This window comes from Tenacibaculum piscium (assembly GCF_021390715.1).
GTDB lineage: Bacteria > Bacteroidota > Bacteroidia > Flavobacteriales > Flavobacteriaceae > Polaribacter > Polaribacter piscius.
Window position 1 is genome coordinate 304,404 of record NZ_JAJGWT010000002.1, and the last position, 14,684, is coordinate 319,087.

Sequence of the window (14,684 nt, forward strand, 5' to 3'; positions counted from 1 at the left end):
ACAATGGCATTATCACCAGAAGAACAAGAAACGCTTAAAAAATTACAACAAAAGCAAAAATCAGAAAAGCAGAAGTATAAAGAAGATATTAAAACTTTTAAAGAGCTATCTGCCGAGTTTGTTACCAAAAATATTGACGGGCTTGTAGATCATCAAAAAAATACGGAAGCAATAATAACAATGCTTTTTCAAGATTACAAACCGCTAAAAGAATTGAAGCAATTAGTGTATGGTAAAAAATCACAAGACAGCCACACATCTACTTTAAAAGATGGTTCTGCAAGTATCACAATTGGACATAATGTATCTATAAAATTTGACGGAACTGAAACTTCAGGTGTTGAAATGATAAAAGATTACTTAGCAAGTTTGGCAGATGACAACGCAAAAGCATTGAAACTAACAAAAATAGTGAACATCGCTTTAAAAAGAAATGCGAAAACAGGGTTTTTAAATCCCGCAAAAATAGTTGAGTTAAACAGTTTGCGTGATGATTTTGATTCGCCAAAGTTCGATAAAGGTTTAGATATAATTATCGCTGCTCAAATTAGAACTCAAAATAGTATGTACGTAAGTGGCTGGAAATACATTAAACAAGAAGACGGCAGAACCTCTAAGCTAGAATTTAGATTTACCGTATAAAATTAATCACCTCCCTTGCACTACTGGAGTGAATTATTTAAAAATAATAGCAAGTTCGAATCTTGCCAAGGGAACAAATAAAACTTGAAAATAATAATTATGAAACCTGAAAAAATGATTGAAGAATTACACTCAAAATTCAGCATATCGAGTTTAGAGTATCCTGTTTTTGAGCAAAGCAATAGGAGAACTTCCGATATTGAAGAACTTACAGAAAGTGAATTAAAAGCCCTGTATTATCTGTTTTTTCCAAATAAAAAACCAATAACAATAGAAGAAGAATTACAGCGACTGCAAACGCAACAGGAATTAAAAAGATTGCGTTCTATTATTTTAAATGATGCACAAAATATCGGTTTGTATAAACCCAATGATTGGCAAAAGTTCAATGTGTTTATGAAAAATAAAAGCGTTTTAAAAAAGCCTTTAAATAGCTATGAAATTTGTGAATTTCCTGCTTTAATTCTTCAATTTAAAAGTATGCGACACAAATTCGAAAAAAGCAAAACAAAAGTAGGTACTGCCGATTGGTATAATTTTATCGGAATAAAACCTTCCGTAAATTAAAAAAAGTTCCAAAGCCATACCAGACTAAAGAACTTATTTGCAATGTGAGAAATGCAAATATAATAAAACTTTGGTATGGCTTATAATAATAAAAACCTTTATACGAGAATAATTGAAATTCAAACGCTTGTACTTTATTTAAGAGAACAAGACGAAGATATTTCTTACAAAGAAATGTACTGGCAACATATTTATCCACGGTGGAAAATATGTTACCGTACCTACCACACGTATTTAGGAACGCCTGCCAAAAGAGAGCTTAAAAAATTGCTTTCTGCGGAAAAAGAAAAAATTGAATTAGAAAATAAATCACAATATAAATTATTCAAATAATGAGAAAAATAAAGCAAAAAATAAACGAAAAAGATTTTAAAGAAGCTGCTAAAACTTTAGACGTTGAAGTCGCTATCATTAAAGCAGTCTGTGAAGTTGAAGCGCCTATGGGTGGCTTCTTACCAACTGGCGAACCAGTTATTTTATTTGAACGTCATAAATTTCATCAATTTACCGATGGCGTTTTTTCGAAAAAATACCCTAGTATTTCAAACCCTAGAGCTGGCGGTTATATAAGTGGCAGACGAGAGCATTTTAGACTTCAAGAAGCGGAGAAATTAAACCGAGAAGCCGCATTAAAATCGGCATCATGGGGGAAGTTTCAAATTATGGGCTTCAATTATAAATTATGTGGATTTTCAAATATTCAAACCTTTATTAATGCCATGTATAATAGCGAAAAGGCACAATTAAAAGCGTTTGTGAATTTTATTAAATCGGTTGGTTTAAGTGATGAACTTCGCCGTAAAGATTGGAAGGGTTTTGCAAGAGGTTATAACGGCAGAGCCTACTACAAAAATGCCTACGATAAAAAGCTAAAACGAGCTTATATAAATCAAATACAGAAAAGTTATGACAAAAAACTATCTAATCAATGTAGTTAAATCAAAAATGACATTGAAGGTAACCTATCGTAATGGGCGGTTTTTAAGAATCGCCTATTTATCAGGAAAATTTGATGCGTTTGTAATACTCAATTTAGGAGCAATTTTACCCGCTTATGAAAAGGAAATTCCAAATAAAGAAACAGAATATAAAGGCAAAGTTTCTTACAGTTTAGAGGTAAAAGAAAAATCATTATATACTTTATTTCTAGATGAATGGTATCGTTTTTATGAAAAAACAACAGGAATACCTCCAAAGTTTACAGGAGCAGATGGAAAAGCTTTAAAGCAAATTATCACCTATTTAAAAAAGATAAACGGAACAAATGAAGCTTCTGCCTTACAAAATTGGCAACTCATTTTAACAAATTGGGAAATTTTAAAAGAGTTTCATCAAGATAATACCGATTTAAAATATATAAACTCCAGGCTAAATGTCATTATCAGAGAAATCATCAAAACAAATGGTGCCAGCACTTCAGGAGCTGGTGGAAGCGTCAGCATTTAATAATAGGCTGGTTATTAAACATTATAATAATTTAACAATGCACCAAGCATTAACGGTAGGAACGCCAAGTTTAGGGGCTTTATCAAAAATAAATGAAGACAAAGCAATTACAGGTATCAAAAACTTATTTAAAGCGGTGTCTATGTATTTTGATAATATTTTGCCCGATGGTAAAGCCGAAGTAATCGCTGTAGAATTACTATCGAAATACGAATACAGAAGTTTACGTTTAGAAGATTTGGTAGTAATCTGTAAAAATTTAAAAGAAAGTGATGTTTTTAAAATAACACCTGCACGGATACTACGTGAAATTAAAAAGTATTCTGATAATCGTGAAAAATTAGCCATACAGTTAAGTAAACAATCATCAGATATAGCTAAACAAAGTGTTAATTATCAGCTAGAAGCGAGACTACAAAAACACTTTAAATCAGCCCCTAATGCTAATAGATTAGCAAGTAAACGAAATAGTGTTTCAAACAAGTTTAAATAGTATTTAAAAGTGATTTAAACCGCTTTTAAATTTTGATTAATTGCTGAAAAATAAGAGACGTAACGATATGTTAATAATAATGTACACAACAGCAATATATGCAGAAAGTAAAGCAACGCGCGATAACAATAATTATGGTGAAAAAGCAACAGCCAATGAATTAGTGAGTAATTTTAACGAGGGTGAACATATTGTTTGCGATGCGGATAATTTAAAAACTTATTCTATTCTATTTTAAATGTTTGCTAATAAGTGAAGTAATAATTTTTAAAACAAAAATAAAATGATAAAAAGAACCCGTGCCGAAATTAGTAAATGTATTATTCATAAAGTAGCAAATAAATTTAACAGTGGTCAAAATTCATTTTCTGAAGAATTAGTTCGTTTTGATGAAGAAAGCTATGAATTATTAATGCCTTTTTTATTAAAGTCTTTTCAAACGCTTACACAAAGTTACCGATTTAGCCATCAAGCCGATGTTCGTTTAAATGAAGTTAATAAATACACCGATGCTATTTTTGATGATGAAGATGTATTTATTGAAAATTCAATAAATATTGTAAATCATTTATTTGAACAATCAAATTCAGCTCAAATAAAAACAGGCGATGTATTGGTTGTTTATTTTGAAAATATCGAATATAAAAATATTTTAACCAATGCGGTTGGTGTTTTTAAAATAGAAAGTAAAGTTGATTTTTTTCAAACCTATAAAGAGGAAGAAAGTTTTGATGTAGTTGTTCAAAAAGGAATATCAACAAAAAAACTAGACAAAGGTTGTTTAATTTTAAATACAACCGATGCCGAAGGAACGGTGGTGTTATCCGTAGATAACAATAATTACGATGCACAGTACTGGATTAAAAACTTCTTAAACGTGCAGTTTGCAAATGATGGTAATTTACACACCCAAAATTATTTAGAAATGTGTAAAGAGTTTTCTGAAGAAATTATAAAACCTGAATTTGGTAAACAAGAACAAAGTAAGTTTTTAGCCAATACAGTTGATTATTTTAAAGAGCAAGAAAATGTAGATTATCATAATTTTAAAGAAGAAGTTTTTGAAGATGAAAAACACCAAGAAATGTTTGAAGACTACAAAAAACATTTTGAAAAGCTAAACGATGTTTTAATTCGTAACAATTTTGAAGTATCAGAAGCCGTACTAAAAAAGGAAAAAAGCAAGTTTAAATCTGAAATTAAATTAGATACTAATATTCAGATAAAAATTGATATTGATGCTCCAGATGCCGCTTCTGAATATTTAGAGTTAGGATATGATGAAGCTAAAAAGATGAAGTATTATAAAGTGTTTTTTAACGCTGAAAAATAGTTAATACCAAGTAAAATAATAATTTTTAAAACAAAAAAGATGAGTAAAGAAATTGGTTTTATTAGAGAATTTCCAAACGGAAGAAAGTATGAATTAACCTATCAAGGTGTTATTACCGAGTTAGGCGAAAAGGTAAAAGAAAGTCGATGGATGTCGTTAGATAAAAATCCAGATGGTACGTTTGATATAAAAGATTATATCTGTGCTATTCCTTCAGGAGAAAAAGATATTAGCCTGACTACTTTAAGTATGCAATGCTTCACGGAAAAATAATTTTTAAAACCGCTTCAATTTTGGAGCGGTTTTTTTTGTTTATATTTGAAATTAAAAATAAATTATGAAAGAGTTAGACGAAAAAATGAAAAAACGAAAGAAACAGAATATTAAAATTTTAAAATTCGGATGCTTGCCTATTTTTTTATTATTCTGTTTTATTAGTTTATTAACTAATATAGCTGATTTTTCAGAAGAACCTAAAGTAACAAAAGAGGTGCCACGTGTATTATTAACAGTAGCAAAATATAAAGAAAAATACCCCTTTAAAAAAGATTCTTTAGTTCTTTTATGTAGAGATGGTCACAAAGTTATTTTATGGCAGGAACAAACAATAAACGCATGGGCTGTAAATGGTAATGCAATTATGGTAGCTAATAAAAATAGATGGGGAAGTATTAAAGATGATAATATTTGGAACGGTAAAGATTTAGGGTTTGTAATTAACTTAGGACTTAAATTATGTAACTAAATGAAAAATCTACTATTAATAGTATTGCTACTTCCTTTTTTAAGTATTGCACAAATACACCAGAGCGAAGTTTTTAAAAAGCATCCAACCACGCCAACAGAAAACATAAAACTAACTGGAGTTATTGAAGTATCAAAAACAATGTATGGCGTAACTTTTAAGGATACTACTATTTCAGAGGAATATAAAAACGCTGTTAAAACATTCTTTAAAAAGCGTTTAAATAGTTATACCGATTTAAAAAAATACCGCCTGCAGGTAGAAAAACGTACAGACGGTTTGTTTATAGAAAATACTAAAATTTAATCAATTAAAAGTTTAGTATGTAAATTACCCGATAAATTAACATCATCAATAACACCCTGTTTAAACGCCGTTTTCAGGGTGTTTTTTTTGCCTGAATACGTACAATTATATACCAGCGTATATACATCTACAATAGTATCTTCAATATTAAAATCTTCAGATAACAACTTAATTTTACCCGTATTTGGTGTTTCTATGGATTTAATAACTTGATCTACTACCGTAATAAAGTCAAGAAATTGCAGGCTCTTTTCTGAAGCTCGGCTGATGCTACTGGTATCCCGAAGCTGTTCGTAAGCCAATCGAAAAGTAATCGTAGCAATGGGCATTTTTGACTTATAATCAATACTCCACTTTACAAAAACAGCAGGAAATAAATGGGCTTCAAAACCTTTTTCATTATAATCTTGCCCTGCATATAAATCTACAAATTTAACGTGTGGTAAATTGTTACTTGTAAACTTATTTTTAATATCAGAATCTTTAAATTTTCGGATTAATTCGGTATAAAATGCTTTCATTTCTTATAAATTTCGTCTGTTACTTTATCATACATATGATTTTCCAACCGCAACGCCAAAACTGCTGATTCTCCTAAAAATTGACGCTTCGGAATTTTAGCATTCATTTGTCTTGTATGTGCTTTTACCTTAATAGGCTGGTTCCGTCCTTTTCTAGTTCTACTATGCGCTCTTACTCTTGCGGTTGCTTTTATTGTGCCACCTTCATTGTGTATTTGAGCATAAGGAACATCCGTACCAATAAGTACATAATATTTACCCTCGCTAATTTTACGAATAGAACGTTTTAAACGCCCTGATTTTACTAAAATAGAACCTGCCCTTTTTCGTTTTCGAGGAGTCCATTTTTCTTGTGATGTATCCACCCAGTTTTTTTGGCGAAACCTATCCTTAGAAAAATTAACCGCAATCACTCCAGCTTGTGAAGTCATTTTACTTAAAAAGAATTTGTTATCTATTCTTTGAAGTTTCTCAAAAAAATCGCCTTTAAATTTTACAGACATAATTAGCTAGTTTCGGCATTTCGTACAACTCGCATCATAGCCTCGTTAAACCAATTTTCTACATCTTGCAAAGTCATTCCTTGAGTTGCACCACCTTTTAAATTGATACCACCTTTATTTAAAGCATCAATAGTAATTGAAATATTACGTGTTTGTTTGGCATCGCCGACAACTTTATTAACTTGTTTTGTTAATGTTTTTTTAGGATCAGTATTTCCTTTTGGTGTAATTGGATTTCCGTATAGGTCTTTTTTTGGCTCTTTTATAGCCTCACCCGTTTTTTCGGTTTCTTCTGTTTTTTTCTTCGATTTATCCATTTCAGAATTATAGGCAGATTCAAAAGCAGTTCCTAATTTAACCGCCTGTACGTTTGGATTAAGTGCATCGCCTAACATCATTCCTCCTTCCTTCATTTTATCTAAATCTAAAGTAAAAGCCCCCGCAATAATTTTACCTAGCCCCTTAAAACCATTTCCAATAGTTGTAAGAACCCCTTTAACTACACCAACCATTCCCTTAATAAAAGCTCTAAATCCATCTACTTTTTGATATAAAACAACAAAACCAGCCACTGCTAAAGCAATCCATCCTATAATAGGTATTGAGAAAATAGCTAGTTTAATACCGTGTAAACCTAACTGAACAAGAGCTAAAGCTCCCGATAATGTTACGGAACCAGCGGCGGCTAATAAAGATTGAATTTTTAATACGCCAAGTAAACCAATATATGTTCCTATACCTATAATAAGTGCATCAAATACGGTCTCTAAGCTGTTAAAATTTTTATACATAAAATTCAAAACCCTTGCCAAATACCCAAATATACTAGCCAATATCGGTATTATTTTTTCACCTATTTTAGAAAATACCATTTCAAGCCGATTACCAAATAGTTCTTTCATTTGACCAAAGTCGCCTTCTGCATTTTTTAGGGCATCTTTTAGGCTGAATTTAGAGCTATCAAAAGCATTAAAAGTTTTAACCATATCATCAGCTCCTGTTTTTACTTTTGCTAATGCGGTTCGTAATCCTTCAGGACCTCCAATTTTATTAATGGTATCAGTTATTTCTTTATCCGTCATGTTTTTAAACTTCTGACTAATATCAATCAATAACTTATCGGCATCTTTCATTTTGCCATCTACACCAAATATATCAATATCTAGTTCTTTTTTTATTTTTGAACCTTGAGCACCTAAACCATCAAAAAAGTTTTTTGTTTGACCTGCTGCAATATCAGCATTTTTACTAATCGATGTAAACATCGCAAAAACCTTATTACCAACATCAACACTTTGCCCTGCGGCACTTGTTGCACCTGCATATTCCGTTTGTACTTTGGCTAGTTCATCAAAAGTAACAATACCTGTTTGCACGGTTTTAGCGTTCGAAGCTAATAAGGCATCAATATCATCAACACCAATACCAAAGGCTTTCATTGCTTTTGTGGTGGAATTCATCGAATCGCCTAAATCAGCTCCAGTTGCTTGAGAGTAACGCCCTACTTTTTTAAAAACATCAATAGCATCTTTACCATATAAAACAGTAGCAGATTGTAAATCGTACATTGCATTAGTAGAATCGCCAAGATTTGTACCAATATCAAAAGCGGCATCTCTAATTTTGGAGCGGTAACTATCGAGCTCTGCTTTTGATTTATCGAGGTTCAATTGTTTAATGGGCAAAAAAGCAGTGTCAAACTTTTCGGCGGCTTGCACGCCTTTTGTGGCGAGTGCTCCAAAAGCAATACCAACGCCTAGTATTCCTACGGTAGCCAATGCCATTGGGTTTTTTAATAAATCCATTGCACGCCCTAATCCTGGTATTTCATCAATAAAACCTTGATATTTTAATCTTAGTTTGTCTATTTTTCCACCAACTTTAGTTCCAAATTTATCAAATTTGCTTTGTAATTTTTGAAGTTTACCTCCAAAAAGTTTGGTGCTTAAATCTAATAACATGGTCATTTTTGATTTTGCCATAATCTTTGTTTTATATTTTGTATATTTGTAGTAGGAATTTGTAAAACTTCTATTAATATCGCTCACTGTTAGAGGAACATAGCGGTGAATACAGTCGGCTCTTTTATGAGTTTACACGGGCTAAGTTTTATAAATTCCTTACCTCTATTTTATTTTTAAACCTTTTCTTATTTTATTTTCTATTGCTTTCATAGGATACCAAGTTTTAATTTTTAAGCCTTTTTTTTCGTCTAAATCACAATCAATTATTATTACTTTATCCTTATAAAATTTAATATATCTTGACTGAAATTTTTGACCATTGTTATTAGTGTCATAATACCAAACTTCATCAGGTTTTTTAAGAATATCTTTTATATGCGGAAATATTTTATCTCTTTGTTCTTTTTCGTTTAAATAATGATTTTCTATATGGTCATCAAAAATAGCTTTATCTAAAGTCATTTTTCTACCTAAATAATCTTCAAACCCCATGTAGGTTTCGCCTTTTTCTTTTTTAAACAATTCTTTTACATTTTCTTTCGTAATGGTATCATCTAGTTCAATATTCTTTAAAGAATCTTTAAAACTTGCATGAGCTTTTAAGCCATATTTATCAAAAGTCATTTTATTTAATTTTTCAGGAAGTCCTTTTATATCGGTATAAAATTGTTTTTTTGTAAATACCTGTTTTAAATTTGCACGGTTTACTTCAAATTGTGAGTTTCTATATTTAGGGTCTTGTTCTACTAATAATTCTTTGGCGTATTTTCCTGTTGTTACTTTTCCTTTGGTATCTCCTATATATTGCACAAATTCACATCGGCAACCATAGCCGTTTGGAGGTAATAAATCCATGGCATTTTTATCAGACAAATTAAAAATACGCCCATCTAATGCCCTATGTGAATTTCGTACACTTCCATCGCCAATAGTTTGGTATTGTACAAAAGAGATTCCGTTATCTTTTTCATTAATCATACGAATATAATTTGCTGAATTTTGCCCAACGGCTACCGACAAATTATATTCTGTTTGTAGCCAATTGCTGTTAAATTCTTTGGTTTCTTTTTCACACAATGCTTTAAAATCGCTGTACTCGCGAAGCTTTTTATTTTCTTTATCAATTAATAAATTAGTCATTGCCGATAGTCGAGCTTCGGTTTTACTTGCCGTAAATTCAAACAGATTATATTCCATCATTTGAAGCATTAGTAAATCAGGTCCTGTGTATTGTGTAGTGCTTGAAAATTTAGATTTCAACCCTTTAAATAACTCCAAAGCTTCCAAAACAATCATTTTTCCAGCAATACCTGAAGTATCTGATTTATTGTATATTTCTTTTATTAATTGGCTGTTTAATTTGGTTAATAACCTACCCATAGCACCACCAACGGCAACAATTGTACTTGGGCAACAACTCGTAGGATAACGCTGTTCTGATAGTGCAATTATGGGTTTATTTGGAGTTATCGTTATGCTTTTTTTTTTACTATCAATAGGAATATTGAACGATTTGGAAAGCCAGTCTAAAGGTATTTCATGCCCACTTTTTAGCAAGCCATCAGTAATACTCCAAAGGTCTTTTAAATTTAAAACTTCTTCTGCAGGTTTAAATTCAAACATATCTTCGGGGCTTATTTTGTAGCCTTGTGCTTCGAGTAATGGAAATAATTGGTCATTAATTATAAATGAAATTAAACGCTTATCGGCTTGTGCTATTTTTTTATCTAAAGTACGTTCGTGTACTTCTGTTTGACTTCGATTAGAACCTTGGTCGGATAGCATTGTAGAACCAACTAACTGCTTACTTACCATATCCATATTGGTTTTTATAAACTGTAAATAGGTGTTGTAAGCGTCCGTTCTGTTTGCCTCTTGAAATTTTATTTCTGTTCCAGTCGGAAAAGTACCAACGGAAGCTTCGCCTAACTGTAATAGCATGGCGTGAACATTATTAATGGTTTTTGTGTCCGTTGTATTGGTCGTTGCTGTTATCAGTGGCAATCCAAATTTCTCACAAAATTCAGCCCATGCTTGCATTACATTACGTAGCCAAATAAGGTTCGGAATAATGTTGTTTAGAATACCTAGCTCACCGTTTTTGCCTATTTGAATTAACCAATTTTCAAACATTGGATTTGCATAATCTATAAATTGAGGTTTTTGCAAGTCTGGAAATATTTTCTTTTGCGTTGTAACAACATTTCTGCGAGGTATAATCGTGTGTTTTATTTTTTCATTTTGAAATTCAGAAAACTCAATTAATGTAGTTCCAAAAATAATATGGTCTATTGCGTGTTCTAAAAATTCATAAAACCATTGTTGTTGTAAAGTAAAACTAAGATCCTCATTAATATCTTTCGTTTTACGATTAATAACTTGAAAATTGGAATTTAATGTTGACATTTTACGCATTTGTATTTGCGACTGTAAATGTCCGTCGGTTAATAAATCGGAAATTAAATCATAATACGCATTAAATTTTGGTTCTTCTGGATGCTGCATTAATTGTAAAGCTTGTCTCCATTTCTGAATATCTTTACGGCTAGTATCTTTAAAACCTTGTGCTATTTTGATAATACCAGGGTTTCGTTTTCCTGAATTATTTGGAGTTTCAGCTTTCGCTAAAATGCTTGCTTTTTTTATATTTACATCGTATCCTAATACTTTCATTTTCTTTCTTTTTAAATAGCTTTTAAAGCCGTTTTAAATATTGTTTTTACCAACGATGGTTTTCGGGTTTGTGTTTTGATGTAAATTTTATGCCCTGTAAAACTTCCCCTTCTTCATTTGTTTTTTTTGGCAAATCTGCGGTGGTATCTCCAGAAGCTACAAGTTTAAGCCAATCAATAGCATCTTGATAACGAGCCGAACGAATATCGGGCATGCTTCGAGGTACAGTACTTGTGTATAAATGATACAAGGCGCAATCCAATACTATCATTAAAATATGACTATTTCGAGCTTCAGCTACTTGACTAAATATTTCGTTTACGTCGTATTTACCTGCTAAATAGTTTCTAATTTGTGCCAATGCCATTTGTTCGGCACCTCTTAATTTTGTTTCAGAATAATTTTCAAGTAAAATTTCTTTTACCTCGTTACGTACCAAAACGGTATAATCGTCATCAGTTATAAATGCCATTAAAATCTGTTTTTTTGTTTTTTGATTAATTCTTTTCGGCTGGTAGTTCTTGGAGGTGTTGAATTAATAAAAGCGGACGTGTTTAATTTTGCAATTGCAGATTGTAAACTATCTGGTGCATCATCATGCACACCACTTCCTTTTTGAAAGGCTAATAATTGATCTAGTAATTCAAGGCAATCAATGGTGTCTTTTATTTTAGTGTTAAAAAACACATTTTTACGTTCAAAATATCCTGCCATACTTTCTACACGATCAAACTTTCCGCTTTTGCTTTTGTTATCGGCAACAACAGGAACATACCAGCCCATTTCATCGCCAACGGCATCAAAATCGCTTACAAATTCATCTTGAGCAAAAAGTCCTTCAATCATATATTGAATATTGTATTGAAGTAAATTTTCATCTTCTACCTTTTCATATAACCATTTTGCTACATTGTATCGAGATGTTTGCCTAACAAAGCAATCTAATAAATGAAATTCACGTCCTTTTTTTCCAACGAAAACCATCGCTTTAAAATCTCCAGCATCTTTGTACGATAAATCGCCATAAAAACATAAAGCATCATATTGGCTGTATTTTAATCTATTTTTATAACTGATATATTCATTTTTAAAAATAGCACCTTCCACAATATGCTTGTGCATATATTCACGCATAAAAGAACGATGCGGCGTAGAATGGTATTTTTCACGCCAATATTCTGCACTTGTTTTTGCGGGCCAATTAGGTTCGAAAGTGGTTAAGTTTTTAACGGCATTTACGGTTACTACAAAGTGTTTTTTCTTAAAACCAAATTCCTTTGCCTTTTTATTATTTAGCGTAAAGTCAGCTTTTAGCTGATTGATTACAGTATTTTTGTGAAAGTTATTATTAGCAACTACAAAGCGTTGAAATTTACCACCTTCATCAAAAGTTCCTTTTAAGTCTTCCCAAACCCATTCAGCTGCTTTTTGACTTCGAACATCATTATAACAACGTTCTTTTGTATCTACATCATCAACAACAATATAATCAGGTCGTTCATTTCCTTCACGTAAACCACGAGGCGATTGCCCAATACCCATGGCAATAAATTTAACGTCATCGGTTGTGGTAAAATCACCAGAAGCCCAATCGCCAAACTTAAATTTTTTACCGTAATAATGTAAAAATCTACGATTGTGTGTTAATTGACTTTGAATATCTGAAATTAGTTTTTTTGCCTTTGGTTCAGTTTGCCCAACTAAAAGCATAAATTTCATTCGTTTAGTAACGTACAAATACAACGGAATACCCATACATAAATGCACCGATTTTGCTCCAGACCGATATATTTCAGCTAGTAAATTACAAACATCATTATCTATTAAAAGCTTTGCTATTTTTTTGTGAAACCAAGCACTTTCAACTTTTGCGTATTGCGGAAACATCTCTTGAAACCAAGTAATATAGTCTTTTTCTAAGGCTTTTATTTTCTTTCTACGTTCGGCTGGTGTTTGGTTAAGGTCTATAAAAGTAGATTGCTCTACTGATTTACAGTGAGCATCATAACTTTTTAGCAACTTTTCCATTGCTGTATTTAATCCGATAGCGCTCATTATGATGTTTGTTTTGCTTTGTGTAATAAATAATTTTTATGCCATTCTAAAAAACTAATTGCAATTTCAGGTTCTTGCTCTGCCATCCAATTATCAAATTCTTTGAATACTGTATATACAACTTCTACAGATGTTTCATCTGCCATATCTTGCAAAGCCTTAATAGCCGCCTGAATTGCTTTCATATCTAGCTCGGCTTTTTTTCCTTCTACAAGTTGAGAAAGTTCTTTGGCAATTAATTTGCGAATATTATGAGGCGTTGCTAAAAACTGTTTTCGTTCTTCATCCCAATTAATAGGATTATCACCAAAACCTTTACGCCACCTTCCGATAGTTTGTTCTGTTTTATCCAACGCAATGGCAATGGCTTTTGCGTTGAGTCCTTCCTCCACGAACATTCGTTGTGCGATTGCTCTTATAGGTTCATTATTTGTTCTTTTAGCCATTGATTATTATGTGTTTTATAACAAAAATCAAAAAAACAAACTACTTATTTTCAATGTATTGCAACGATTACTTAAGTAGTTTTTATATCCATATTACAGCTTTATGTTTGCTGAAAATTAGGTAAAAACATCCGTTAAAATGATTATAACAACCTTTAGAAATAAAATACAAGCATACGGCAGAATTTGGGAAGGTGATGGCGAATATTTTGTTTCATGCCTAAACAGAATAGAAGCTGAATATGACGACGTAGAGGCACATATACATACTATTGGTGGCGATGTTTTTGGAGGTAATTTGATTTTTAATGCGGTAAATAAATCAACAAAAATTAAAAAACTGGTAGTTGATGGAATTGCGGCAAGTATGGGTGCGATAATTACAACTGCTATTGAATATGTTGAAATAGTAGATAATGGACATTTAATGATTCATGCGCCATCGGCAAACCCTCGTGGTACTGCCGATGAAATTCAAAAACAAGTAGACTTATTGCGTTCGATGGAAAAAGATTTTGTAAGAAAGTTAGTCGCAAAAACAGGTTTACCAGAGGCAGAAGTAAAAAAATGGTTAGTTGGTGATAATTGGTTTGATGCTGAAAAATGTTTGGCTTTAGGCTTGGTATCTAAAATAATTCCTGCGGTTGTAAAACTTCCAGTAGTTATTGAAGACCCTACCGCTTTACAAATTTCAGAAGTATCTAGTAGATATGCAGCCTTGTTAACCACACCAATTAATAAAGCAAATACGATAAAAAAAACAAATATGAAACAACCACTGATTACGGCTTTAGGCTTAGCAGAAGTTACCGCACAAAGTTCAGATACTGCTATTATAACGGCGGTACAAGCTCAATTACAAACAGAAACACAAGCTCGTAAAGTTGCTGAAACTGCCTTGGCGGATTATAAAAAAGGTGAAATAAAAGCCCTTTTAGATACTGCCGAAAAGGATAAACTATTCGATGCTACGCAAAGAGAAGTTTACGC

General features: G+C 31.9%; 19 protein-coding genes. 12 read left to right on the forward strand and 7 right to left on the reverse strand.

What is annotated here, in order from left to right:
* Window positions 1-3 precede the first annotated feature (3 nt).
* From L0U77_RS03580 to L0U77_RS03630, 11 genes are all read left to right on the forward strand, one after another.
* The gene (locus L0U77_RS03580; RefSeq protein WP_233900750.1) at window positions 4-642 is read left to right on the forward strand and encodes a hypothetical protein; all 639 of its coding nucleotides are present in this window, start codon (window positions 4-6) and stop codon (window positions 640-642) included.
* Window positions 643-741: 99 nt separating this feature from the next.
* Entirely contained in the window at window positions 742-1,209 is a 468-nt protein-coding gene (locus L0U77_RS03585) for a hypothetical protein (RefSeq protein ID WP_233900751.1), read from the forward strand.
* A 75-nt stretch (window positions 1,210-1,284) separates the two neighbouring features.
* Window positions 1,285-1,542 (forward strand): hypothetical protein, encoded by a 258-nt coding sequence (locus L0U77_RS03590; RefSeq protein ID WP_101917427.1) that lies wholly within the window; start codon window positions 1,285-1,287, stop codon window positions 1,540-1,542.
* On the forward strand, window positions 1,542-2,147 hold the full coding sequence (locus tag L0U77_RS03595) for an N-acetylmuramidase family protein (RefSeq protein ID WP_101917429.1): 606 nt from the start codon (window positions 1,542-1,544) through the stop codon (window positions 2,145-2,147). Before L0U77_RS03590 ends, L0U77_RS03595 begins: the two co-directional genes overlap by 1 nt.
* A 7-nt stretch (window positions 2,148-2,154) precedes the next feature.
* Entirely contained in the window at window positions 2,155-2,655 is a 501-nt protein-coding gene (locus L0U77_RS03600; protein WP_145993216.1) for a hypothetical protein, read from the forward strand.
* Window positions 2,582-3,148, forward strand: coding sequence for a hypothetical protein (locus L0U77_RS03605; protein ID WP_145993217.1), 567 nt, complete (start codon window positions 2,582-2,584; stop codon window positions 3,146-3,148). Before L0U77_RS03600 ends, L0U77_RS03605 begins: the two co-directional genes overlap by 74 nt.
* A gap of 79 nt (window positions 3,149-3,227) precedes the next feature.
* Complete coding sequence (locus tag L0U77_RS03610) at window positions 3,228-3,386, forward strand: hypothetical protein (protein ID WP_193706195.1); 159 nt, start codon at window positions 3,228-3,230, stop codon at window positions 3,384-3,386.
* Between the two features lie 45 nt (window positions 3,387-3,431).
* Entirely contained in the window at window positions 3,432-4,481 is a 1,050-nt protein-coding gene (locus tag L0U77_RS03615) for a nucleoid-associated protein (RefSeq protein ID WP_233900752.1), read from the forward strand.
* A gap of 39 nt (window positions 4,482-4,520) precedes the next feature.
* Entirely contained in the window at window positions 4,521-4,754 is a 234-nt protein-coding gene (locus L0U77_RS03620) for a hypothetical protein (protein WP_233900753.1), read from the forward strand.
* Window positions 4,755-4,818: 64 nt separating this feature from the next.
* Window positions 4,819-5,226, forward strand: a complete 408-nt coding sequence (locus L0U77_RS03625; protein ID WP_193700410.1) for a hypothetical protein — start codon at window positions 4,819-4,821, stop codon at window positions 5,224-5,226.
* On the forward strand, window positions 5,227-5,532 hold the full coding sequence (locus tag L0U77_RS03630; protein ID WP_233900754.1) for a hypothetical protein: 306 nt from the start codon (window positions 5,227-5,229) through the stop codon (window positions 5,530-5,532).
* On the opposite strand, the gene L0U77_RS03635 is transcribed toward L0U77_RS03630, so the two are convergent.
* From L0U77_RS03635 to L0U77_RS03665, 7 genes are all read right to left on the reverse strand, one after another.
* The gene (locus L0U77_RS03635; protein ID WP_233900755.1) at window positions 5,529-6,053 is read right to left on the reverse strand and encodes a hypothetical protein; all 525 of its coding nucleotides are present in this window, start codon (window positions 6,051-6,053) and stop codon (window positions 5,529-5,531) included. The two genes, L0U77_RS03630 and L0U77_RS03635, sit on opposite strands and share 4 nt — an antisense overlap.
* Window positions 6,050-6,556 carry a phage virion morphogenesis family protein gene (locus tag L0U77_RS03640; RefSeq protein WP_193707874.1) on the reverse strand — a complete coding sequence of 169 codons (507 nt, stop codon included), beginning with the start codon at window positions 6,554-6,556 and terminating at the stop codon, window positions 6,050-6,052. Before L0U77_RS03640 ends, L0U77_RS03635 begins: the two co-directional genes overlap by 4 nt.
* Window positions 6,557-6,558: 2 nt before the next feature.
* Window positions 6,559-8,538 (reverse strand): phage tail tape measure protein, encoded by a 1,980-nt coding sequence (locus L0U77_RS03645; protein WP_233900756.1) that lies wholly within the window; start codon window positions 8,536-8,538, stop codon window positions 6,559-6,561.
* A 144-nt stretch (window positions 8,539-8,682) separates the two neighbouring features.
* Window positions 8,683-11,193 carry a phage portal protein family protein gene (locus L0U77_RS03650; RefSeq protein ID WP_233900757.1) on the reverse strand — a complete coding sequence of 837 codons (2,511 nt, stop codon included), beginning with the start codon at window positions 11,191-11,193 and terminating at the stop codon, window positions 8,683-8,685.
* Window positions 11,194-11,239: 46 nt separating this feature from the next.
* On the reverse strand, window positions 11,240-11,665 hold the full coding sequence (locus L0U77_RS03655) for a phage protein Gp36 family protein (RefSeq protein ID WP_172505908.1): 426 nt from the start codon (window positions 11,663-11,665) through the stop codon (window positions 11,240-11,242).
* Window positions 11,665-13,248 carry a hypothetical protein gene (locus tag L0U77_RS03660; RefSeq protein WP_233900758.1) on the reverse strand — a complete coding sequence of 528 codons (1,584 nt, stop codon included), beginning with the start codon at window positions 13,246-13,248 and terminating at the stop codon, window positions 11,665-11,667. The genes L0U77_RS03655 and L0U77_RS03660 overlap by 1 nt, the downstream gene beginning before the upstream one ends.
* Entirely contained in the window at window positions 13,248-13,694 is a 447-nt protein-coding gene (locus L0U77_RS03665) for a helix-turn-helix domain-containing protein (protein WP_193700375.1), read from the reverse strand. The genes L0U77_RS03660 and L0U77_RS03665 overlap by 1 nt, the downstream gene beginning before the upstream one ends.
* A gap of 139 nt (window positions 13,695-13,833) precedes the next feature.
* Here L0U77_RS03665 and L0U77_RS03670 point away from each other — a divergent pair.
* On the forward strand, window positions 13,834-14,684 hold an 851-nt coding region (locus L0U77_RS03670), incomplete at its 3' end, for a Clp protease ClpP (protein WP_233900759.1).